Origin of the sequence: Nitrospira sp. NS4, from assembly GCF_049546785.1 — a bacterium.
Lineage (GTDB): Bacteria > Nitrospirota > Nitrospiria > Nitrospirales > Nitrospiraceae > Nitrospira_D.
Genome location: NZ_JBMWAN010000002.1, coordinates 344,669 through 366,116 on the forward strand (window position 1 = coordinate 344,669; position 21,448 = coordinate 366,116).

23 protein-coding genes are annotated in these 21,448 nt (G+C 58.2%); 6 read left to right on the forward strand and 17 right to left on the reverse strand.

All coding sequences use genetic code 11. The features are described 5' to 3' along the window. Positions 1 to 7: 7 nt before the first annotated feature. The 4 genes from ACO9S2_RS06155 to ACO9S2_RS06170 all read left to right on the forward strand — a co-directional run bounded on the left by ACO9S2_RS06155 (position 8) and on the right by ACO9S2_RS06170 (position 4,056). Positions 8 to 1,177 (forward strand): ATP-binding protein, encoded by a 1,170-nt coding sequence (locus ACO9S2_RS06155; RefSeq protein WP_423721068.1) that lies wholly within the window; start codon positions 8 to 10, stop codon positions 1,175 to 1,177. Then, complete coding sequence (locus ACO9S2_RS06160) at positions 1,170 to 1,814, forward strand: response regulator (protein WP_423721069.1); 645 nt, start codon at positions 1,170 to 1,172, stop codon at positions 1,812 to 1,814. Before ACO9S2_RS06155 ends, ACO9S2_RS06160 begins: the two co-directional genes overlap by 8 nt. A gap of 971 nt (positions 1,815 to 2,785) precedes the next feature. Then, complete coding sequence (locus tag ACO9S2_RS06165; RefSeq protein ID WP_423721070.1) at positions 2,786 to 3,310, forward strand: OmpA family protein; 525 nt, start codon at positions 2,786 to 2,788, stop codon at positions 3,308 to 3,310. A 47-nt stretch (positions 3,311 to 3,357) separates the two neighbouring features. Next, a complete protein-coding gene (locus tag ACO9S2_RS06170; protein ID WP_423721071.1) occupies positions 3,358 to 4,056 on the forward strand; it encodes an MCP four helix bundle domain-containing protein in 699 nt (232 codons plus the stop codon). A gap of 210 nt (positions 4,057 to 4,266) precedes the next feature. Here ACO9S2_RS06170 and ACO9S2_RS06175 read toward each other — a convergent pair whose 3' ends face one another. The 15 genes from ACO9S2_RS06175 to ACO9S2_RS06245 all read right to left on the reverse strand — a co-directional run bounded on the left by ACO9S2_RS06175 (position 4,267) and on the right by ACO9S2_RS06245 (position 17,913). Next, positions 4,267 to 4,938 carry a hypothetical protein gene (locus ACO9S2_RS06175; RefSeq protein WP_423721072.1) on the reverse strand — a complete coding sequence of 224 codons (672 nt, stop codon included), beginning with the start codon at positions 4,936 to 4,938 and terminating at the stop codon, positions 4,267 to 4,269. A gap of 51 nt (positions 4,939 to 4,989) precedes the next feature. Further along, positions 4,990 to 5,496 (reverse strand): hypothetical protein, encoded by a 507-nt coding sequence (locus ACO9S2_RS06180; RefSeq protein ID WP_423721073.1) that lies wholly within the window; start codon positions 5,494 to 5,496, stop codon positions 4,990 to 4,992. 332 nt (positions 5,497 to 5,828) lie between these two features. Next, the gene (locus ACO9S2_RS06185; RefSeq protein WP_423721074.1) at positions 5,829 to 7,082 is read right to left on the reverse strand and encodes a M16 family metallopeptidase; all 1,254 of its coding nucleotides are present in this window, start codon (positions 7,080 to 7,082) and stop codon (positions 5,829 to 5,831) included. Between the two features lie 5 nt (positions 7,083 to 7,087). Continuing rightward, on the reverse strand, positions 7,088 to 9,205 hold the full coding sequence (gene pnp / locus ACO9S2_RS06190) for a polyribonucleotide nucleotidyltransferase (RefSeq protein ID WP_423721075.1): 2,118 nt from the start codon (positions 9,203 to 9,205) through the stop codon (positions 7,088 to 7,090). A 142-nt stretch (positions 9,206 to 9,347) separates the two neighbouring features. After that, a complete protein-coding gene (gene rpsO, locus ACO9S2_RS06195) occupies positions 9,348 to 9,617 on the reverse strand; it encodes a 30S ribosomal protein S15 (protein WP_121989182.1) in 270 nt (89 codons plus the stop codon). A 24-nt stretch (positions 9,618 to 9,641) separates the two neighbouring features. Continuing rightward, positions 9,642 to 10,589: a tRNA pseudouridine(55) synthase TruB gene (truB, locus tag ACO9S2_RS06200; protein ID WP_423721076.1), complete on the reverse strand. Its 948-nt coding sequence runs from the start codon at positions 10,587 to 10,589 to the stop codon at positions 9,642 to 9,644. Next, positions 10,586 to 11,002, reverse strand: a complete 417-nt coding sequence (gene rbfA, locus ACO9S2_RS06205; protein WP_423721077.1) for a 30S ribosome-binding factor RbfA — start codon at positions 11,000 to 11,002, stop codon at positions 10,586 to 10,588. The genes truB and rbfA overlap by 4 nt, the downstream gene beginning before the upstream one ends. A gap of 59 nt (positions 11,003 to 11,061) precedes the next feature. Beyond that, positions 11,062 to 11,343: a DUF503 domain-containing protein gene (locus ACO9S2_RS06210; RefSeq protein ID WP_423721078.1), complete on the reverse strand. Its 282-nt coding sequence runs from the start codon at positions 11,341 to 11,343 to the stop codon at positions 11,062 to 11,064. A 33-nt stretch (positions 11,344 to 11,376) separates the two neighbouring features. Further along, the gene (gene infB / locus ACO9S2_RS06215) at positions 11,377 to 13,953 is read right to left on the reverse strand and encodes a translation initiation factor IF-2 (RefSeq protein ID WP_423721079.1); all 2,577 of its coding nucleotides are present in this window, start codon (positions 13,951 to 13,953) and stop codon (positions 11,377 to 11,379) included. Positions 13,954 to 13,977: 24 nt separating this feature from the next. Continuing rightward, positions 13,978 to 15,135, reverse strand: coding sequence for a transcription termination factor NusA (gene nusA, locus ACO9S2_RS06220; protein ID WP_423721080.1), 1,158 nt, complete (start codon positions 15,133 to 15,135; stop codon positions 13,978 to 13,980). A gap of 55 nt (positions 15,136 to 15,190) precedes the next feature. Then, a complete protein-coding gene (rimP, locus tag ACO9S2_RS06225; protein WP_423721081.1) occupies positions 15,191 to 15,703 on the reverse strand; it encodes a ribosome maturation factor RimP in 513 nt (170 codons plus the stop codon). 88 nt (positions 15,704 to 15,791) lie between these two features. Then, positions 15,792 to 16,631, reverse strand: coding sequence for a D-amino-acid transaminase (dat, locus tag ACO9S2_RS06230; RefSeq protein ID WP_423721082.1), 840 nt, complete (start codon positions 16,629 to 16,631; stop codon positions 15,792 to 15,794). A 5-nt stretch (positions 16,632 to 16,636) separates the two neighbouring features. Then, entirely contained in the window at positions 16,637 to 16,981 is a 345-nt protein-coding gene (locus tag ACO9S2_RS06235) for a protease inhibitor I42 family protein (protein WP_423721083.1), read from the reverse strand. 61 nt (positions 16,982 to 17,042) lie between these two features. Next, entirely contained in the window at positions 17,043 to 17,360 is a 318-nt protein-coding gene (locus ACO9S2_RS06240) for a Rieske (2Fe-2S) protein (RefSeq protein ID WP_423721084.1), read from the reverse strand. A 58-nt stretch (positions 17,361 to 17,418) separates the two neighbouring features. After that, positions 17,419 to 17,913, reverse strand: a complete 495-nt coding sequence (locus tag ACO9S2_RS06245; protein ID WP_423721085.1) for a DUF192 domain-containing protein — start codon at positions 17,911 to 17,913, stop codon at positions 17,419 to 17,421. Positions 17,914 to 18,128: 215 nt separating this feature from the next. Here ACO9S2_RS06245 and ACO9S2_RS06250 point away from each other — a divergent pair, with 215 nt between their 5' ends. Together ACO9S2_RS06250 and ACO9S2_RS06255 are read left to right on the forward strand one after the other, a co-directional pair. Beyond that, positions 18,129 to 18,476 (forward strand): 4Fe-4S dicluster domain-containing protein, encoded by a 348-nt coding sequence (locus ACO9S2_RS06250; protein WP_423721086.1) that lies wholly within the window; start codon positions 18,129 to 18,131, stop codon positions 18,474 to 18,476. A 232-nt stretch (positions 18,477 to 18,708) separates the two neighbouring features. Next, positions 18,709 to 19,038 (forward strand): hypothetical protein, encoded by a 330-nt coding sequence (locus tag ACO9S2_RS06255; protein WP_423721087.1) that lies wholly within the window; start codon positions 18,709 to 18,711, stop codon positions 19,036 to 19,038. A gap of 86 nt (positions 19,039 to 19,124) precedes the next feature. Here the strand turns inward: ACO9S2_RS06255 and ACO9S2_RS06260 are convergent, their stop codons facing one another. Together ACO9S2_RS06260 and ACO9S2_RS06265 are read right to left on the reverse strand one after the other, a co-directional pair. After that, positions 19,125 to 19,601, reverse strand: coding sequence for a hypothetical protein (locus tag ACO9S2_RS06260; RefSeq protein ID WP_423721088.1), 477 nt, complete (start codon positions 19,599 to 19,601; stop codon positions 19,125 to 19,127). Positions 19,602 to 19,881: 280 nt separating this feature from the next. Then, positions 19,882 to 21,429, reverse strand: a complete 1,548-nt coding sequence (locus tag ACO9S2_RS06265) for a fused MFS/spermidine synthase (protein WP_423721089.1) — start codon at positions 21,427 to 21,429, stop codon at positions 19,882 to 19,884. Positions 21,430 to 21,448 lie beyond the last annotated feature (19 nt).

Consider the following 21,448-nt stretch of genomic DNA (forward strand, 5'->3'; position numbering starts at 1 on the left):
GCGTTTCATGGCATACAATGCCAATCGACGACTGCGACTGGCGATCATCGGCCTGGGGATCGCGCTCTTTTGCCTCGACCTCTACCTTCCGCTGGGAATCGGAAACGGCGTCCTCTACGGAGGGCTGGTCATTCTCTCCTTCCTGCTGCCGAATCGCACCGGCCCGTTGATCACAGCCTCCATCTGCTCCGTGCTGACGATGGCCGACGTAGTCCTGAGCCCGACGCTCGACGGCGTGCCGCTCTGGATGGGAGTGACTAACCGCCTGTTCAGCCTCACCGCCATCTGGTTGCCGGTACTCTTTTTCCTTCACCGGCGGAGAGCGGAAGAAACGCTCCGGCGGGCGCACGACGATCTTGAAGCACGGGTACGGACTCGCACACAGGAACTCGCGGCAGTCAACCACGCGCTGGTTGAGGAAATCGCCGATCGGATCGAAACGGAGCAATCGCTCCGAGCCAGCGAGGCCGTGTTGCAAGCCAACCAGCGTGAACTGCAGCAGAGCCGCGAGGATCTCCGCGCTCTGGCCGGGAAGCTGCTCACCGCCCAAGAAGAAGACCGGCGGCGGCTCTCCCGTGACCTGCACGACGATATCAACCAACGGCTCGCCATGCTCTCGATGGATCTACGGCAGGCGGAAAAGGATCCTTCCTCAGACCCACAGGAACTCCGTTCGGTGATTCGTCTCGTATCCGAACGGCTCACGTCGATCTCCGACGACGTGCGACAGATGGCGTATCGCTTCCACCCGTCCATCCTGGACGATTTGGGACTGGTAAAGGCGGTCCGGCGGCTCCTCGACGACTACTCCAATCGCAACAGCATCACAAACACATATGTCCATCAAGACCCCACCACGGTCCTGCCCACGGAATTGGCCATCTGCATCTACCGTGTCGTCCAGGAAAGCCTGAGCAACATTGTCCGCCATGCGCAGGCCTCCCACGTGGAGGTGGAATTGATCTGTGACGACGATCTGGTGTGCCTCTCAGTGCGGGACAACGGCGTGGGATTCAACGCCGCCCGCCTCGCCCACACCGGGACCCATCTCGGACTGCTCAGCATGAAAGAACGCGTGCGCCTCGCCAAAGGACGCCTGGATATCGACTCAACCCCTGGCCAAGGGACTCACATCCGGGTCGAGATTCCGCGCAACAGGGAGGACTTCGATGCATAAACCCAGCATTCTCTTGGCCGACGATCACAACCTCATCATCGAGGGGTTTCGACGAATCCTTGAAGGCGACTACACCCTTGTCGGCACGGCAACGGATGGACGCGCCCTCCTGGAGTCGGCCAAAGCTCTGCAGCCGGACATCATCATTCTAGATGTGTCAATGCCGCTGCTGAACGGCATCGATGCTGCCGAGCAACTCAAACAGTGCTGCCCGCAGGCCAAACTCATTTTTGTCACGATGCATGCCGACACCGAGTACGTCCGTGCCGCATTCGAAGCAGGGGCCTCCGCTTATGTGCTCAAACGCTCGGCGGTGGATGAGCTGGAGCAGGCGATTCGCGCGGTCCTCGCAGGACACTCCTACATCACCCCGCTCATCACAAAAGATCTTCTGGACGTCTTCCTGTCCAAGACCCCGCGGAAGCCTGGCGGCGCGGACGGCCTCACCCTGCGACAACGGGAAGTCTTACAGCTCCTTACCGAAGGCCGCACGGCAAAAGACATCGCGAGCATTTTGAACATCTCCTCCCGGACCGTTGAGTTTCACAAGGGACAGATCATGGAACAACTCAAACTGCAAAGCACCGCGGATCTGATCAAGTATGCAATCTCACATCGAATTGTGACCACGACATAATCACCGCAACCTGCCCAACGTGCCCGGGCCTGGTACAAATTCATCGCCCTATTGCGGAATTTACGAGTTCCCTCGTTTCTCCAAACAGCGTATATCAAGCCGTACTATGCCTGCATGGCTGCCAGGTGGTATTGCGGGGAATCTCCGGAACGAGTCTGACGGTGCGAATTCACCCCGCCCCTGGATGGGACGAACCCTCATCCTGGTCTGCGATGGTTGTGCACGCGTACAAGATGGCCTTTCGGACGCGGCCTCCGAAGCCCAATGGATGGATCAGGTCCTGTATATGAGCGTCCACCGTCTCTCCCCCATAGACGTATGGTGGTGCCACACGACCTGTCAGCAGTGTGGCTGGACGAGGTGAAAGCCCAGAGACAAGGGGCGGGCGAGAACACCAGATCAGTCCCAGGGACAAGAGTGAAAGGGATAGTCGCTTCGGGATCGGCCTCCTCAGCCACTGCCCTTCAACTCACATGGACGACTGATCTGGTCTCTCCTTGCACCACTTAACCAGAAGAGAATGACGCCTTTGAACATGGAGCGCTGAACAACTCGCATGACACATTCTTGTAGAATGTATTCCAACCGTTGAGCAAATCATTTATCAGTCAATTGCATCAACACCACGCGACAAGCTCATCCGAAAGCTCGAGGCTCGTTGGTCATGGGATGATAGACAATATCGACACTCAATGCGGAGGTGAAGAATGTTGCAAGGCCGAAGGTCAACCCTCCTTGGAGCACTACTGATCGGCATCGGAGTCCTGACGGGAGGATGGGGCTGTTCGAGCAAGCAGGTGACCTCCGGATCCGGTGATCAATCCACGACAACCAAAAAAGGAAAAGGCGAGGCGCAGACTGTCCTGCAGGAGCCGATCGCCTCGATCCCAACAGCGTCTCCGGGAGCGGGTGTTCCGGAGCCGGATACCCGACCGGGTCTCGTGACGCCCTCAACCCCGGGAGGCGTATCCGTGCCGAACCAGGGTTCGGCGCCCCCTCCCCCCGCTGCCTCGGCTATTACCCCTGCGTCCTCCTCTCCTGATCTCAAGTCTCCGGGAGATATCTTCTTTGACTTCGACCAATATGAGGTTCCTCGTGATGCGATCCCTGTTTTGGAAAGCAATGGCCTCTTGGTTCGGGATAACCCGGAACAATCCTTTTTAATCGAAGGTCATTGTGACGAGCGCGGAACCCTTGCCTACAATCTGGTGCTTGGCGAGAAGCGGGCTAAGGCGGCAAAACGGTACCTCGAAGGTCTCGGAATATCGGCCTCTCGCATTCAGACAACCAGCTATGGAGAGGTCAAACCCTTTTGCAAAGAGCACAAGAAGGATGCTGGAAGTACAACCGCCGGGCCCATTTCGTTATCCAATAAGTTTCGCGGAAATCCTCTCGTTCGAGGCGAGCCATGCGGAGCGTTTGACCAGACTTGTTCGAGAGGAATTTCCAGAGGCTGGCGGAAGGTCTCAAAATTGATGCATACGGGTTTCGAATAAATGAGTGGCCGGGCTCCGCTATTCGGCATTACCCGATCATCGGCCTGGTGTCCTCTTTCTTGTACCCCTATTCTGTGAACGTGCGACACATTATCATCAGCCTATTTATCTTATCGGCGGGGCTCTGGGGCGGCTACTCGCTCAGCCGGGTGGATGAGGAACTTCGCGTGATCTATGCGGAATACACCCTCGCCACCACCGACCTCGGCCACATCAATGCCAAGCTCATCCGCTATCGAACGTCGGTCCTGCGTGCGATCGAGGCTGATTCGCAAAATGAGTTTTTGAACATCGCGTCAGCCTTGCCTGAGCGACGATCACAGATGGATCAGACCCTCGACCGGTTCATCAAAGCCGCTGATAGTGTGACATCCAGGAAAGGCAAGATCACCGACGAGCTGCGTGAACTGCAGGCGGTCAAAGCACGGCTCGGTGACTACATGGCATCCTCCGAACAAACCATCGGCCTCATTAAAAGGCGCTGGCAAACCACCTCACAGGAAGAAGCAAAACGCTTGCGGGACGCCGCTGAGGAAAATGCCGCGGAACATGGCGGTGCGAAATTCATCGACGTGACACTTGAGCTTGATCTGTTGTTGGAAGTTGTGGCCCAGATTGCGGGCGAGGTGCGGGACGAGGCGGATGGGCAGCTTCGCATGATGAGTGCCATTGTCGTCGGGGTCAGCGGGCTCCTCGTAGGGCTCGTCCTCTTCACAAGCACCAGATCCCCTCGCTCAAAGACCTGAGAAAAGAACAGAAGGAAGAGCCCATCCCTGATTGCCCAATCCTCACGAAACTCAGACTGCTGACAGTCGTTCAGCTGGATTAGGACGGCTTCATCATCACCGGAATCCTTCCCCCACACAGCACCACAAGGCCGACAAAACCATAGGCAGAAAAATGAAAAGGCGGCCACCCCGTGAGGAGTGGCCGCCCTTCGTCACACAGAGACTGGATCAGTGTCCGCCAGGGAGGTTGTACTTCGCCTCCCAGGGGATCAAACCACCAAACGTCTGCCCACCTGGGACCATCACGTCATACTGCATTGGGAGCAGGGCACCATCCGGAGTCTTCGGTGAGGTGTTGAGCTGTTGCACCGCTGCTGCACAACCAGCATCGGTATTCTGATTCTTCCCCACACACTCCTTCAAACGAAGGGCGGAGATGCTGAGCGTCTTGCCAGGAGCACCGGCCACTTCCGGAAGCTTCTTCACGGAAGAAATCACCCGGTGATTCTGCTCGGTTTCCGTGACAACAAACTCAATCAGATCCGTTGTGCTGCCAGGAGGCACTTCCTTCGCAGCTGCCGGTCCTGCATGCGGACGGCCCATCTTTTTCAGCTCTTCCCAGGCAGCCTTGTCGGCATAGAACTTCAAATTCTTTCCTGGGTGAATCTTCTGCCAAAACAAGCCGCTCTCGGCAGCTCCACCGAATACGGAAACGTTGATCCACACGGCTTCATCGTAGGGATCAAGAATGATCACACGACCCTGGATGGTGGTGGGCTTGCTCATGTCTCCCCACTCAAACCGCTCTTGGAATGCTTCGATGGCCAGTGCGCTGGAAGCCATGCCGACTACCAGGGCAACAGCTGCCAGAATGGCTCCGCCTTGCTTCTGAAGCTTCATAATCGAATCCTCCTTCAACAACATGAAAGAATGAAAGCGTGATGAAATCGATTACTTGAGAACCTTGAATCCGGTAATGGTCCGGCCATCCAAGGTCACTTCCATGGCCACGAGTTCCTGCGCGGCCTTGATGATCTGGTCCATCAGCGCCTTGTCCTTCACAGCCAAGCGAACGGTCGTGGCGGCATGGTACCAGCCTGCATAGGCATTATTCTTATCGGTTCCGCCGACAAAGCCCCAGCCGCAGCAGGTCACCAAAGGATCAGGCGGCTTCACATCCATCATGGTAGAAGAACGGCCGGCAGGAGTGCCGGAAGCGGGATCACCGGTATTCCAATACATGATGCCGAACAAGAGCTCCCCATCGGGATTATCCGCCCACTGGGACCACACACGACCCTGAAGCGTCTTGGCGGCTTCACCCTTCAGGGGCTTTCCTCCGACAATGTCGGTGGTCACTCCTCCAACTGGAGCATCGGCGGCTACGGCAAATCCGGCCGGTAGCAAGCCAGCCACTGAGAACACTGCAACGGCGGCTAGAACTAAGACCCTCTTCATACCTAGTCCCTCCTTCATAGAGATGAAACTCACAACCTCTGAACCTTCACTTTGATGACGATAAATTCAGCACAACCGAATAAAAGAGATGCTGCTCGTGAGAAAGTGTCCGGCCACCCCCTTTCAGCTTTCTCTTTCGCAGTTGCTGTTCATTCAAATTGGAGTATCACGAAAACGTGCTGATGTTACTGAAACGGCTCATGGGTGTCAAGGAATTGTTTAAGAAAGATTAAAATTTACAATCCACAGAGAAATGCTAAAGAAAACATGACTGTATACTGCTTCACCATTCGTGAATTTATCACTAGACCGAGGTATCCATTAAAAAATTCTCATCTCATAAGCTGAAGCTGCTTCTGAGAAAGTGGGCCAAGTCCGGTAACGGCGAGTGTCTTTTCATCGAATAAGTCGGCCGCCACTCGACTGACCTGCTTCATGGTCACGGCGTCGATATCGCAAATCATTTGATCGAGCGTTGTATGCACTCCCTTGATCAGTTCGTCCTTGGCCAGCTTATTCATGCGGCTGTGCGAACTCTCGAGACTCAGCATGAGACTCCCCTTCATCTGATCCTTCGTTCGGCGCAGCTCGTCACGCGTGATCCCTTTCACTGCCATCCGCCGGACTTCCCGGCGAATCAGTTCAATGACCCGCTCGACTTCCCTTTGCCTGGTGCCGGCGTACACGGTGACGGTCCCGCCGTCGGAATAGCCTGATAGATAGGAATAGATGGAGTAGGCCAAGCCGCGTTTTTCCCTGACTTCCTGGAATAGACGGGAGCTCACGCTGCCGCCCAACACACTGTTCAACACATAGAGGGCATAGCGGTCCTTATGTCCGGCCGAGATCCCCTTGAGCCCGATGCAGAGATGCACCTGTTCCAGTCGTTTCCGCTGCAAGACAACGCCGCCGTGAATCTCCGGGGCTTGGCGCGCCGGCGCGGCAGCCTTCCCCGTCTGTTTACGGTGACCGAATTCCCGGGCGATAATCTGCTCAAGCCGGCGCTGGTCGAAGCTTCCCGCCACGGCAATCACAATATCCTGCGGCCGATAATGCATGGCCATGTAGTCGAGCAGATCCTGCCGCCGCACGGACCCGATGACCGTTTCCTCGCCCAGAATCGGCCGTCCGAGCGGATGCGCCCCCATGACCTGGCTGGTATGAAGATCCTGCACGAGGTCTTCGGGGTCATCCTGCACCATCCGGATCTCTTCGATCACGACCTGCTTTTCTTTTTCAATTTCCTTTGCGCCGAAGCGCGAGCGGTGGAAGAGATCGGAGAGGAGCGTCAGCGCCTGCACGAGATGCTGATCGAGCACTTTGACATAGAAGGTCGTCGTCTCACGTGTGGTGAACGCGTTCATCTCCCCGCCCAAGGCGTCGATCTCTCGGGAGATGTCCGTGGCCGACCGGGTAGTCGTGCCCTTGAAGAACATATGTTCGATGAAATGCGAGTACCCGGCTTGCGCGGGTTGTTCGTCGCGGGATCCGGCATTCACCCAGATGCCGACCGTGACGGACTTGAGGGTCGGGATCCGCTCGCTGACCAAGCGGATCCCGTTGTCCAGAATGAGTTTGCGATACAAGAGGACTACTCGGCCGCTGGTTCTTTCGCCGGACTCCCGGTCGGAGCGGGCATGGTCTCTTTCCGGCTCAGCCGGATCTTCCCCTGCTTGTCGATCTCCATCACCTTCACCATGATTTGGTCGCCTTCGGCGACCTCGTCCGAGACGGCTTTCACGCGATGGTGCGCCAACTGCGAGATGTGTACCAGCCCGTCGGTCCCCGGCAGCACTTCGACAAACGCGCCGAAATCCATGATCTTCCTGACTGTGCCCATATAGATCTTGCCGACTTCCACTTCCTCGGTCAGACGGCCGATGGTATCCTTGGCCTTTTGGAGCGAGGCTTCATCGGACGACGCAATCGTCACAATGCCTGTGTCTTCGATATTGATCTTGACGCCGCACTCGGCCTGAATGGCCCGAATCGTCTTGCCGCCCTGGCCGATGATGTCCCGGATCTTGTCCTGCTTGACCTTCATCGTGAAAATGCGCGGCGCGAACGCGGAAAGGTTCGTGCGCGGACCGGTCAACGCCTGCGCCATGCAGCTCAGAATGTGGAGGCGTCCGGCGCGAGCCTGCTCCAGCGCCTGCTGCATCAATGCGGTCGTGATCCCGCCGATCTTGATGTCCATCTGCAGCGCCGTCACACCGTTCTTGGTGCCGCAGACCTTGAAGTCCATATCGCCCAGGTGGTCTTCCAGCCCGAGAATATCGGACAGAATGATAACCCCGTCGCCTTCCTTGATCAGCCCCATCGCGATACCGGCCACGGGTTCCTTGATCGGCACACCGGCGTCCATCATTGCCAAGGTGCCGCCGCACACCGTTGCCATGGAGGACGATCCGTTCGACTCCAGAATTTCAGACACGATGCGCAGCGTGTAGGGAAACACGTCCTTGCCCGGAATCACCGGCTTCAAGGCCCGCTCTGCCAGCGCTCCGTGCCCGACTTCACGCCGGCCCGGAGACCGGAGCGGCCGCGCCTCGCCGACGCTGAACGGCGGAAAATTGTAATGCAGCATGAAGGTGCGCGTGTATTCGCCCTCCAGCGCGTCGATGCGCTGCTCGTCGTCCGTCGTCCCCAGCGTGACCACCGCGAGGCTCTGCGTTTCTCCGCGCGTGAAGATGGCGGATCCGTGAGCGCGGGGCAATGCGCCGACTTCGCAGGTAATCGGACGGATGTCCGCCGGTCCCCGCCCGTCCGCACGCGACTGTTTTTCCAGAATCATGTTCCGGACTTCGGTGTATTCCAGTCCGTGGAACACGATCTTGATGTGCCGTTCGCTGGTGGGCACTTCGGGGTTCTTCAGCTTTTCGACCGCCTCGGCCATGACCGCGTCCAACTTCTCCTGACGGGCCGACTTGTTGGGGATCATGATCGCGTCGCGAATGGGCTGCGCGACCAACGCTTTCACCTTGGCGGCCAGCGTCGGATCGATCGACTCCACGACAACTTCCCGTTTCGTCTTGCCGACCATTTTCGCCAGCTCGGAAATCTTGGCGACGATCTTCTTGATCTCGGAATGGGCCAACTCCAGCGCCTCAAGCATGATCGCTTCGGACAGCTCGTTGGCGCCCGCTTCCACCATCATCACAGCATCCGCGGTGCCTGCCACGACCAGATGAAGCTCGCTTTTCTCCAGCGTCTCCAGATCGGGGTTCACGATGAACTGGCCGTTCACCCGACCGATCTTCACGCCGGCAACCGGACCGTTGAAGGGAATATTCGACACCGACAAGGCCGCCGACGCCGCAGTGATGCCGATGACATCCGACGATCCCGTCTTGTCGGCTGAGAGCACCGACGCGATAACCTGCGTTTCAAAGTAATAGCCTTCGGGGAAGAGCGGACGGAGCGGACGATCGATCAAGCGGCTGGTGAGCACTTCCTTCTCGGCCGGCCGGCCTTCACGCTTGAAGTAGCCGCCGGGAATCTTTCCGGCGGCATACGCCTTTTCCTGATAGTCGACGGTGAGGGGAAGAAAATCGATGCCCGGCTTGGCGGTCTGCGCCGCCACCGCCGTCGCCAGCACGACCGTGTCACCGTACGAGGCCCAGATCGAGCCGTCGGCCTGCTTGGCCACCCGGCCGGTTTCAAGCCGCAGCGTGCGACCCGCAATTTCAAGTTCAACAACATGTACCATCTATGGTCTCCTCTGGTTTGGTCCCACAGATGCCCACAGAGATACGCTCGCACGCAAGCGTATGTCCGTGTTCACCTGTGCGACATTCATTTCCGCTGTCGCACGGTCGTGCGACAGCGGTTTCCATCCGTCTCTACCCCGACTACTTGCGAATGCCCAGCCGCTCGATGACCGCCCGATAGCGCGCCTCGTCCACACCGCGCAGATAATCCAGCAACCGGCGGCGCCGCCCCACCAACTGCAACAGACCGCGGCGTGAATGGTGGTCCTTCTTGTGCAGCTTGAAATGCTCGGTCAAATAGGTGATCCGGTTGGTCAGCACGGCAATCTGCACTTCCGGGGATCCGGAATCCGTATCGTGCTGACGGTACTGCTTGATCAATTCGGTCTTTGCTTCTTTCAACAACGCCATGGCTACAACTCCTCCTGCTCCTCTTCAATTGAGTGATTCGACGTCTACCAATACTTTCTGAATCTTAATCGGCCCTTTCGCCTGGGGGTCATAGGTGCCGATCGCCAATAACCGCCCCTGTCCGTCCTTGAGTCTGACCGTGGACGGCTCTGTCACGCCGCTCCATCCGGACGGTGCAATCGGAGCTCCATGGAGAACTCGGGACGCTTCCTGCTCGGTCACCGTACAAAGCGGCAACTGTTCGAGTACACGATCCAGCGACCACAACCGGTTGCCCAACGTGCCGATGGCCAGCTGTGTCGCAATCTGCTCAACCGTCAGCGCCTCGTCGATCGACAAAGCTCCGACGCGGCGACGTTCGAGCGACAACAGATGACCGCCGACACCGAGGGTCTCCCCCATGTCGGCACACAATGTCCGGATATAGGTCCCCTTCGAACAGACGACCCGGAGCGTGATATCCCGTCCATCGACAGCCAGGGCCTCAAGTGCATGGATGACGATGTCCCGCTCGGCCCGCTCGACGGTCTGCCCGGCCCTCGCCGATTTATAGAGCGGCCGCCCGGCCACTTTCACCGCCGAATACATCGGCGGCATTTGCTTTTGCGGGCCGACAAATCGAGCCACTGTGTTTCGCAGAACTTCGGGACCGACTCCGCTCGCCTCCACGCGTTGCAGCACCGTTCCCGTCGCGTCCTGCGTGTCCGTGGTTTCCCCCAGACGCAGAACCGCACGGTATTCCTTGTCCCATCCCACCAAATATTCGGCAATTCGAGTTGCGCGGCCGATCAACAGAGGCAAGACGCCCGTGGCAGCAGGATCCAGCGTCCCGGCATGGCCGACCTTGACGCCGCCTAACAGCCCGCGCACCTTGGCTACCACATCGTGCGAGGTCCAGCCGGCTTCCTTGTTGACGATCAACACGCCGTCGGCAACGCCGGTCTGAGCCGTTATGGGGGTCGAGGGGATCATTGATCCGCTCCTGCCGGCGGACCGGGCAATTCCGATGCGCCGGGAGCACCGGCCTGCTCATCCTCAATATGCAATTCGTCCAACAGTTGTAAGACGCGATCGCCACGCGGACCGGTCATATCCTTCTTGAATACGATTTCCGGCAGATAGCGGAGCGTCAAGCGACGACCCAGTTCGGCTCGCACAAACCCGCTGGCCTTGGACAAGCCGGCAAACACATCGCGTTCGGCCGCATCCTGCTCCATCGTGGTCACGAAAACGTAGGCGATCCGCAAATCCGCCGTCAGCTCGACATCGGTGACCGTCACCGTCCGCACACGCGGATCCTTGATCTTGCGCATCAAGATGTCCGCCACTTCCATTCGAATCTGATCGGCCACCCGGTCGGCCCGCTTGTAGGTCGTCTTGGACATGTTCCATCCGCCGGTTCGTCGCAGGCACTCGGTTGTCCGCATCGCATACACGCGCAGGGTTACAAGAGTTCGCGGTGCGCTCGAACCAATTCAACGGCCGGCACGCCCTTGATGACATTGAGGGCCTGCTCAAGCACCTGCTCCACATGCCCCGCGTCATTGGCCACGCAGGCCATCCCGAGGACCGCCTTCTGCCAGAGATCCTGATCCTCGACTTCGGCCACAGAGAGGTTGAACTTTCCCCGCAAGCGGTCCTTCAAACTATGCAGAACCTGTCGCTTATCTTTGAGCGACTGACTCTCCGGAATAAACAGCTCAACCGTACAGACGCCAACGACCATGCTTACCGGCGTTCAACCCGCGCAATGATCGGCCTAGAGTTTCGCCGCGACCTTATCGATGGCATAGGCTTCGATCACGTCACCGGCCTTCACATCGTTGAAATTCTCGACGCTGAGACCGCACTCATATCCCTGCTGTACTTCGCGCACGTCATCTTTGAATCGGCGCAGCGACCCAAGCTTGCCCTGGTAGACGACCACGTTATCCCGAATGACCCGCACGCCGGCGGCAGCCCGCGAAATGGTACCGTCGACCACATAGGATCCCGCCACCACCCCCGCCTTGGGAATAGTAAACACCTGCCGGACTTCCGCACGGCCGAGCACCCGCTCTTTGAGCGTGGGTTCGAGCAACCCTTCCATGGCCGCCTTGATATCATTGATCGCATCGTAAATGATCGTGTACAAGCGGACATCGACGCCTTGCTGCTCAGCCAGAGACGCCGCCTTCGGCTCAGGACGAACATTGAAGCCGATCACGATGGCACGCGACGCCGCCGCAAGCAGAATGTCGGATTCGGTAATGCCGCCCACGCCATTGTGAATGACTCGCAGCCTGACCGCCGGGGTCGGCAACTTTTCGACCGCCCCCGCCAGCGCTTCGGACGAGCCTTGCACATCAGCCTTGATGACGATCGCCAGTTCCTTGACCGATCCCTCTTGAATCTTGGCAAACAAATCGTCGAGCGAGACCTTCGCCGGCCCGGCCAACTCCGCAGCCCGTTGCTTCCGCGCACGCTCATCCGCGATTTCTCGGGCAACCCGTTCGTCAGACACCACTTGAAACACATCGCCGGCCGAGGGCACACCGGGCAAGCCGTTAACCTCGACGGGAATCGATGGACCGGCCTGCTGCACTTTGACACCCCGGTCATTGAGCAGGGCGCGTACACGGCCGCTGAACGATCCGACGACAAACACGTCGCCGACCTTGAGCGTTCCGCTCTGAACCAGAACGGTGGCCACGGGGCCGCGGCCCCGTTCAAGCTTGGCCTCCACCACCGTGCCCTTGGCCTGGCGGCCGGGATCCGCTTTCAACTCCAGAACTTCGGCCTGCAGGAGAATCATTTCGAGCAGGGTGTCGAGTCCGGTCTTCTGCTTGGCCGAAACCTCCACCATGATCGTGTCACCGCCCCAGGCTTCAGAGATCAGCCCGTGCTCGGACAACGCATTCTTGACTCGATCCGAATTGGCACCCGGCTTGTCGATCTTATTGACCGCCACAATCAGCGGCACGCCCGCCGCCTTCGCGTGATGGATGGCTTCGATCGTCTGCGGCATCACACCATCGTCGGCAGCCACCACCAGAATGACGATATCCGTGACCTTCGCGCCGCGCGCCCGCATGGCCGTAAAGGCTTCGTGGCCCGGCGTATCCAGGAACGTCACCTGCTTTCCGTTGACGGAGACGGTATACGCACCGATATGCTGCGTGATCCCGCCCGCTTCGCCCTCCGCCACGTTCGTTTGCCTGATCGCATCCAGCAATGAGGTCTTGCCGTGGTCCACATGGCCCATGATCGTGACGACCGGGGGACGATGCACCAACTGTTCGTCGCTGACGTCAGCCTGAACGACTTGTTCCAACAGCTCGTCACCGGCCTTCTCAACGGAAATATCGACCTTGATACCGACCTCGTCGGCGATCATGGACGCCGCATCCATATTCATCGGCTGGTTGAAAGTGAGCATCTGGCCCATTTCCATCAACTTCCTGACGATGTCGGCAGGACGCTGGCCGATCAACTCGGCGAATTCCTTGACCGTCGTCCCCGGCAAAACCTTGACGCTCTTCCGACGGGGCTTGGTAATTTCTCCCGGCTGACTATGATGCAAATGCTTGGATCGATCGTCCCGGCGCTGCACCGCAGGAATGGCCCGTAAATCCTCCCACCGCGCGGCATCTTCCCGGAACTTTGCGTCCTGTTCGTCTTTCGGCCGGCCCAGCTTCTTCGCCTTTTTCAGTTTCTCCTTGAGTCCTTCAGCCTCGATGGCCTCGAGGGCCGCACTCTTTTTCTTGGCGGCCGCCGCATCCAGCGCTGTCGCAACGCCCGCCACAGCGACGGCGGGTTTTCCTGCAGCTGGTGCAACCGGGGCCACCGGAGGAGTTGGCGGCTCCGCGAGAATCGTCCCGATCTCTGGCAATTCCGGCAACTCGACCGACGGGCTGGGAGGCGGCTCACTCACAACGGGATGCGCGGCGGGCTCGACCGGCGCAGGGAATGCACTAGCGGCGGCGACACTCTCCGCCTCACTCACCAGAGCGGTCGACACCGCCCCCTCGATCGGCTCATCCTCTTTCTTTTTCTTAATGAGGATTCGCCGCTTATCCGGCTTCGCCGCTTCTTCGCCGTGCGCGGCCTTGACACCAGACCCTTTGGGGGCATGGCTCGCATCGTGATCCGCTATGGATGCCTCGTCACTCCCCGCCTTCCCGCCTGACTTGACCATGCCCTTCGCTTTCGCACCGAGCTTTTCCAGCGCCTTTTGGACGGTGTCCTCGTCAAGAGCACTACTATGGGAGGCAACAGGCACACCCATCTTCTTGAGTTCAGGAATGAGGTCTTTATTCTCCATCCCCAGCTTCTTGGCAAGTTCGTAGACGCGCATAGCTGTCACTGGTTGTGCTCGATTCTAGTTTGTCGTCGTTTCGGTTTCTTCTGCCTTGGCAGCCTGCCGCGCTTCTTCCTGGAGTCGCTGCGCTTCGGCCTCTTCAGCCAGGGCCGCTTTGATCTCTTTATCTCTCTCGACCTTTTCCTTCTCGTACTCGGTCGCGCTGATAATATCGATCTTCCAGCCGGTCAATCGCGCCGCCAGGCGGACATTCTGGCCGTTCTTGCCGATCGCCAGCGACAACTGCGAGTCAGCCACGACGACCAGAGCCGACTTCTTTTCATCATCGATACCGACCTTCTCGATCGTTGCCGGATTGAGGGCTTCGGCGATGAAGACGCGCGGGTCCTGCGTCCAGGTAATGATGTCGATTTTCTCCCCGCGGAGTTCGCGCACAACCGCCTGCACCCGTGACCCCTTGATGCCGACGCAGGCCCCGACCGGATCCACAGCCTTTTCCCGTGACGTGACGGCGATCTTGGTCCGGTCTCCCGGCTCCCGCACCACAGACTTGATCTCAACGATCTTCTCCATGACTTCCGGCACTTCAAGCTCGAACAGCTTCGAGACAAATTGCGGGTGGCTGCGCGTCAGAATGACCTGGACATCTTTCGGTGTCCGGCGGACCTCCAGCAGCATAGCCTTGACCCGGTCGCCGCGCCGGTAGGTCTCCCGGGGAATCTGCTCCTGAATGGGAAGGATCGCCTCGGTCTTCCCGAGATCGACGAGATAATTGCGTCGTTCCATGCCGAGAATGATGCCGTTCACCAGATCGCCCTGGCGGGTCGAATACTCTTTCTGGACCGCTTCCCACTCGGCTTCGCGCACCTTTTGAAAAATCACCTGCTTGGCCGTCTGGGCCGCGATGCGGCCCAGTTCGTCCATTTCAATCAAAGACCCGATTTCGTCTCCTACTTCGGCTTCACTGTCGAATTGTCGCGCTTCCTGAAGAGAAATTTCGGCCTTGGGGTTGCTGACCTGATCGACAATCACCTTCTTCGAAACGACGGAGATCTCTCCCGTCTTGGGATCGATCTCGACCTGAATATTCTCCGCCTGGCCGAATCGCTTCTTGGCCGCCGTTTGAAGAGCCGACTCAATCGCGCCGATCACGCGGGATTTGTCGATGCCCTTCTGGCGTCCAATCTCATCGATGACTGCGATCAATTCTCGATTCATACATTACGCTCCTGCTCGATCCATCCAGCGGAACCTTCCGGGCCCCGGCTACACACTATATTTCGATGACGATCCGGGCCTCCGCAATGGCCTGGCGATCCAGCTTCACGACTTCCGGCGACGCCCCTTTTGACGATACCGTCAACACGACCGATTCTTCGTCCGCCTGCATCAACTCCCCGACGACACGCCATTGGCCGTGAAGGGGCTCCTTCAGCTTGACGCTCACTCGCTTCCCGACCGCACGCTGATAGTCTTGGAGCCGTTTGAAGGGGCGATCGAGCCCGGGTGACGACACTTCAAGCGTATAGGCATGGGGAAACGGGTCAGCCACATCTAACGCGGGCCCCACGGCGACATGGGCTCGCTCACAATCCTTCACGGTCACGCCGCCCGGCTTATCGATAAACACGCGGATGATCGTACGAGGCCCCTGCCCGACACACACGACTTCCACCAATTCCAACCCCAGCGTCCAGAGAATCGGAGAAATGATTTCCGAAAGCCGGTCACTGACCGACCGGGCTCCATGCTCCGGGGTAGTCAACGCGTGTCCTCTGAAATTCACCAATGCATGCGCTCAAACAAAAAAGTGGGCCTGAGCCCACTTCCAGCAGCGCAACCTTAGCATGCCCCCCAGTCCAAAGCAAGGGGGACTACCCTGCCAGGGCCGTCATCCGGGCCGCTAGAGCCCTGGTAACCGGACCGGGAGAGCCGGCCCCGATCGTCCGCCCGTCGACCCGAATCACACCTAACACCTCAACGGTCGTCCCCGTGAGAAAGACCTCGTCGGCTGCATAGAGCGACTCCAGCGACATGAATTGCTCGCGCAACGTGAGGCCCTCTTTTCTGGCGAGCTCCAAGACGACGGTTCGCGTCACTCCCGACAAAATCCGCGGACCTTCCGGAGCGGTCACCACCGTGCCTGCCTGAACGGCCATCACATTACTGACCGCCCCTTCGGTGACAAGACCATCTTTGACGAGAATCGCCTCAAACACGCCGGCCCGTTTCGCCTCTTCCCGCGCCAGCACATTCGCCAACAGATTTAGGCTCTTGATATCACACCGCGCCCAACGTAAGTCGTCACAGGTCTTCGCTGTGACTCCCGTCGCTCGTGTCTGAGCCGGAAAGGGCGGCAACTCGCGGATCGTCATCACCACCGTCGGCGATACATCGACGGGAAAAGCATGGTCCCTCGGAGCCGCTCCCCGGGTAATCTGAATGTAGACCTTCGCTTCAGGAAATCCGGCCTCTTCAATCCCCCGCTGAATCCATTCCCGCCACTGCGCCCTTGAATAGGGCCGGGGCAGGCTCAGTTCGTTGGCGCTCCGGTCAAGCCGATTGAGATGAGCCTCCAGTTCGAAGGGCCGGCCATGATACGTCCGAATCACCTCATAGACGCCATCGCCAAACTGGAACCCACGGTCTTCGATCGAGACCGTCGCCTCTCCCCAGGGAAGAAATCGGCCATTAAGAAACGCAATGTCCGGCACGATGGTCAGCCCTTTCCGTTCTCAGTCACATGGATCTGGAATACCCGGCGCTCTTCGGCGGTAAACTTCCATCCCATACGTTTTTCAAACACAATTTCGTGTGTCCCAGGAAGCACGCTCATAAACTCGAACGTCCGGCGACCGTTGTCAACGGCATTGTTGCCGGCAATACGAAGATACTCATCACCCACCAGCCCCAGCCCCTTGCTGTTGTAACTCGGGACCCATTGTTCCCCTCTGGTTCGGTCCTCCCACAGATGAATGGTGAAGGAACGGCCAAGCGCCGATTCGATCACTCGATGGACACCGATCTCCACAGAACTATGCTGGTCCTGCCCGGCACTATTCATGAAAAATTTCTCACTACCTACGAACCGTTCAAAGCGACTAACTCGATACTCCCCGTGCGCGCTAGGCTTTCCGCCTGGGACCGACAAAAATTTCCGCATTGTCCGTGCGCACTTCATAGCTCCCGACGCAGTACCCGCCGCCGTCAGTCCCCTGCCCGTTGCGGATGTCAAATGCCAGATCGTGCCAGGGGCAGGCCACGACAAACCCCTTCAGCCGACCTTCGTTCAAGGGCCCCCCTTCATGCGGACAGAGGTTGTGAACCGCATAGAACGTGCCGTCGATGTTGAAGAGAGCGATGGCGCGATCGTTGACGGTGACAACCTTCGATTGCCCGGGCGGCACCTCACTCACCGTCGCGACTCGTTGAAACCCTTCCATGCAAACGCCCCCATATCATCATCCCAATACCCGTCTCCTCGCGGGGCCGCCAACCGCCCTACATGCGAAGTACGTACTTCAACTCGTCTCCCTTTGCCACGCCCGAGCGCCGGATAAATCCCGCCTCGGTTTGCAGCACATACCGGGCCGGTTCCGGCGGAGGGCCGAAGAGCGGGCAGGGATCCTTCGGGCAAGGGTCGGCATGCTCGACCATATGCACGACATGGTGGCTTTCATCCACCCAAATCATGTCGATCGGAAACCGGTACTCTTTCGTCCGGACCCGATGCAGGCCGTTCTCTTCGAAGATATAAAGCATGCCGGTATTGGGTGGCAACCCGTCGCGAAACGCCAACCCGAAGAGCAGCTTTTCAGGCGTCTCCGCCACTTCCGCCTCCACCGTAATTCCGCTCGGGAATGTAACGACAATGATGTCGGTGTCTTTCTGCGGAACGAGAAACATCGAGACGCTCATCAAGAGCACCGCCAGCAGGATCATCATGATGATCCGCTTTTTCTTTTGCTCCCGATCACTCCCCTGTGTTACGGCCATGATCTATTCCTTCAGACACTATGCGTATGCGCGCTGGGCCCATTGGCCCATATTTTCAGGCACTCTAGGCCTTCTGACCGGAAGCGGTTCTGTTGACTTGGAAAAGAACCACAGAATAGAATGGCCCCCTACATTGCGCACGCACTATGATCAGGGCGGCGTAAGCTTGTCAACATTGTTTATCTGTCTTTTGTAGTGAGAAGGAGGCGTGGGTCATGGCACTGCTGATTACCGATGAATGTATTTCCTGTGGAGCTTGCCTGCCTGAATGTCCGAACGAGGCAATTTTCGAGACTCGAAGCGATGCCGAAGGAAAAGGCAACCATGTCGGCGACGGGCAGGGAGTCGGCGATAACATCTATGTCATCACGCATGATCGCTGCACGGAATGCGTCGGGCACTTTGACGAACCGCAATGCGCGGCGGTCTGCCCCGTCGACAACTGCTGCATTGCCGACCCGGCCTATCCCGAAACCACCGACGTGCTTCTGGAGAAAGCCAAGACCTTGAATCCGGATAAGGCCATCGACCCAGCCAAGGTCTGGAGCGGCGTTCGGAACTAGCGATTCACTCACAATATGTAAAACACCAAGAGGTCTCCTCTCCGGCACGGAGAGGAGGCCTCTTGTTTTTTCCTGACCTGCCTCTCACATCTCTCGCAAGAATGCACGCCGTACTAGATTTGATCCCGCGTGAGCGATAGACTGAGGTTGTCGCATGCCTCTCGGCCGCGATTCCTTCTTCCGGTGCCCTCATAGCAAGTGAGCCTTTCACTCTCGCTTAGGAGGTGCAATTATGCGTTATCGGTGGAGTCTCCTCGCGGCGTTGCTGTGCGCCCTCGCAAGCCCCAATTTACCTCAGGCCAGCACCGGCGAACTCAGCACGATCATTGAGAGCTTTGTCACCCATCATTTTCCTGATTCCACCAGCCATGTGTGGATTATCAACAGCACGGAGTGGGACGGCGACGAAATGGTGGTCGATGTCCGCACCGTTGTCGTAGAGCGGCAACTCCCGACACCGATCGAGAACCGCTACTTGCTGCTTATCAAGGAAGGTAAGCTCGCTGCCGCTCAGCGTATTCCACTGGAGGACGGAACAGACTGCCAACGCGAAGAAACCTAGCAAGAAAACCGCCCACTACGAAAGAGAAAGGCCCCAGTGGAATTTTCCACTGGGGCCTTTCTCATGTCGAGAGATCAGTAATTAAACTACTTGATCATCAACAGCTTGCCGCCGACATGGGCCGGATGCAGATGGCAGCGGTACGTCAAGACGTTGCCCGCCGCGTAGAACAGATCGCTGGTCGGCACACCGATATACTGAGTTTCGCCCGGCTTGAGCACCAACGTGGTGTTCAATGTCCAGGGGCCAGACTGATTCACGGCAGCCGTGAGCTGGAACCCATGCTCCCCGGTCGAATTGTTCGTCACCTTCAGCAGCACCGGGGCGCCGGGACGGTTCTTAAAATCGATCACCGTCGTCGGAGGATACCAGGTCTTCAGGTTGCCGATTTCAATCGCATAGAATGAGGCATCTACTTCGAGTTCCTTAAACGGCTGCCCCACCACGGATCCCGTTTCCAGATCCCCGACTTCGACACCGCCGGCCTGAAGTGCATGTGCAGCCGAGGCTCCGGCGACGATCATCCCGAGGCCAAAAAGGACCGATAACATCGTCTTACCCATGACCTACCTCCTTAAAAAGAAGAAGAGATGTGATTAGGTTGGTAAAAAACTACCGCCAAGCTCTGGTGGCCTTGACTGCTTCGATGACTTCCGACTTTCACGTCAACAACGTTTGCCAACATCTGCTCCATGACGAGGCGAGTCTTATAGCATAGGGGCCAAAATGGAAGCAAGCGGCTTCTGGCCAACCGCTAGAAGAAAGGCGATCTCGTTCGCCTCCCAGAGAAACCCAAAGGAATAAACACCTTTTCAGCCACTTAGCCCATGGCACCGCATGCTACTAATGGTCTCCCGATGTCTCTTTCCCGATCAGGACATCGTATGGAGCAAAGTCGTCGGTCAATTCAAACCCTCTTGGCCAAGGCGCATCTCGATGGGTGTTCAGCAAGGCGATCGCTTCCTGAGGTAACTGCTGATTGAGTGCCATCTCTATGACTTTCGACGCAAATACATCGTGCTGCCCTCCATCGACCGGACTGCCGGCGAAAAAAATCAGATTCTCCGCTTTGGTCTGATTACTTTTCCACGGCCCCTTTACGGCAAACGTTTCGATCGTGGGGAAGGCCCGCTTCATCGTTTGCACCACCGCTGCCGCCCGAACATTGTCAACGTCTTCTCCGGAAGATGCCAGATTCACCGCTACCACGCCGTCTGGTTTCAAGTGCGCCCGCACCGCCGAAAAGAATTCGGTCGTAGTTAAATGGAACGGGATCATGTGCCGGGCAAAGGCATCAATCCAAATCAGATCATAGGTGTGTTCCGTGGTGTTCAGGAATGCCCGTCCGTCCTTCACCCGCACATGGTGGTTGGCGGGCGGATGATAGTCGAAATATTCCTCCGCCATACGCACGACGGTGGGATCGAACTCGACGATGTCCATCTCAAGATCGGGCCAGTAGTGAGCCAGCCACTTGGCGAGCGACCCGCCGCCATGCCCGAGTATCAGCCCTCGTTGCGGACGTTCAACCAAGGCCAGCGACGCCACCATGAGTTGACTATAGGGAAGAAACAGCGGCAGAGGATCGGCCTTCCACATGACTGCGTGGAACGTCCGATCCAGCACCAGGTACCGGAACAATTGGTCATCGCGGACACGCACCTGCTGATAGGGGCTGTCTTCCTGATACACCGGTGGATTCAATTTCTGGATGGGACGACTCGCAAAAGCGGCCAGCACCGCGGGGATGACCAGGATGAGAGCCTGCACCAATCGACCAACCTTCACTCCCTTCCACAGCCAGAGTGCTCCAAGCATCACCTGTATGGTCCCTAACCAGGCCACGAGAGCCTGGCTCCCGATCCAGGAGAGGAGGAAGAACGCGGTTCCCCACGTTCCGATCAAACTGCCGACCGTGGACAGGGCAATCAAGCGGCCGGTATGGCGACCGAGATGTCCTATATCGGACACGGCTAATCTCAGCATCGCCGGCAAGACCCCGCTGAGCCCAAAGGCGGGCGGCGCCAGGAGCACGGTCGCAGCGAGACAGGGCCCCCATCGAGGGTCCTGAATCCAGGCCTCCACCTGGAACAAGATGGGCTGGCTCGCCCAGGCCACCAGAAACGTCCAAGACCCTGAAAACAGCAGCAACCCGGCAAGCACGGCGCCACCGGGGTATCGATCCGACGCCCACCCTCCAAAGGCATAGCCGCTGCTCATCGCCGCGAGAATCACGCCGATCAAGGCGCCCCACACAAAGAGAGAATTCCCAAAGACCGGAGCGAGCAGGCGGCTCCCAAGGATCTCCAATGCCATGACGACCGCCCCGGTAATGAGCGCCGTCGAGAGCAGCACAACTCGTGAGATAGAAGTGGGTCTTACCTGTGTCATGGGGCGGGCACGACAAGCC

Coding starts and splice junctions, on each gene's coding strand:
- ACO9S2_RS06155 (WP_423721068.1), top strand. CDS start 8: ATGGCATACAATGCCAATCGACGACTGCGACTGGCGATCATCGGCCTG.
- ACO9S2_RS06160 (WP_423721069.1), top strand. CDS start 1,170: ATGCATAAACCCAGCATTCTCTTGGCCGACGATCACAACCTCATCATC.
- ACO9S2_RS06175 (WP_423721072.1), bottom strand. CDS start 4,938: ATGAAGCTTCAGAAGCAAGGCGGAGCCATTCTGGCAGCTGTTGCCCTG.
- ACO9S2_RS06180 (WP_423721073.1), bottom strand. CDS start 5,496: ATGAAGAGGGTCTTAGTTCTAGCCGCCGTTGCAGTGTTCTCAGTGGCT.
- pnp (WP_423721075.1), bottom strand. CDS start 9,205: ATGGTACATGTTGTTGAACTTGAAATTGCGGGTCGCACGCTGCGGCTT.
- rpsO (WP_121989182.1), bottom strand. CDS start 9,617: ATGGCGTTGTTGAAAGAAGCAAAGACCGAATTGATCAAGCAGTACCGT.
- truB (WP_423721076.1), bottom strand. CDS start 10,589: ATGATCCCCTCGACCCCCATAACGGCTCAGACCGGCGTTGCCGACGGC.
- rbfA (WP_423721077.1), bottom strand. CDS start 11,002: ATGTCCAAGACGACCTACAAGCGGGCCGACCGGGTGGCCGATCAGATT.
- ACO9S2_RS06210 (WP_423721078.1), bottom strand. CDS start 11,343: ATGGTCGTTGGCGTCTGTACGGTTGAGCTGTTTATTCCGGAGAGTCAG.
- infB (WP_423721079.1), bottom strand. CDS start 13,953: ATGCGCGTCTACGAACTTGCCAAGAAGCTGGGGATGGAGAATAAAGAC.
- nusA (WP_423721080.1), bottom strand. CDS start 15,135: ATGAATCGAGAATTGATCGCAGTCATCGATGAGATTGGACGCCAGAAG.
- ACO9S2_RS06235 (WP_423721083.1), bottom strand. CDS start 16,981: ATGAATAGTGCCGGGCAGGACCAGCATAGTTCTGTGGAGATCGGTGTC.
- ACO9S2_RS06240 (WP_423721084.1), bottom strand. CDS start 17,360: ATGGAAGGGTTTCAACGAGTCGCGACGGTGAGTGAGGTGCCGCCCGGG.
- ACO9S2_RS06245 (WP_423721085.1), bottom strand. CDS start 17,913: ATGGCCGTAACACAGGGGAGTGATCGGGAGCAAAAGAAAAAGCGGATC.
- ACO9S2_RS06250 (WP_423721086.1), top strand. CDS start 18,129: ATGGCACTGCTGATTACCGATGAATGTATTTCCTGTGGAGCTTGCCTG.
- ACO9S2_RS06255 (WP_423721087.1), top strand. CDS start 18,709: ATGCGTTATCGGTGGAGTCTCCTCGCGGCGTTGCTGTGCGCCCTCGCA.
- ACO9S2_RS06260 (WP_423721088.1), bottom strand. CDS start 19,601: ATGGGTAAGACGATGTTATCGGTCCTTTTTGGCCTCGGGATGATCGTC.
- ACO9S2_RS06265 (WP_423721089.1), bottom strand. CDS start 21,429: ATGACACAGGTAAGACCCACTTCTATCTCACGAGTTGTGCTGCTCTCG.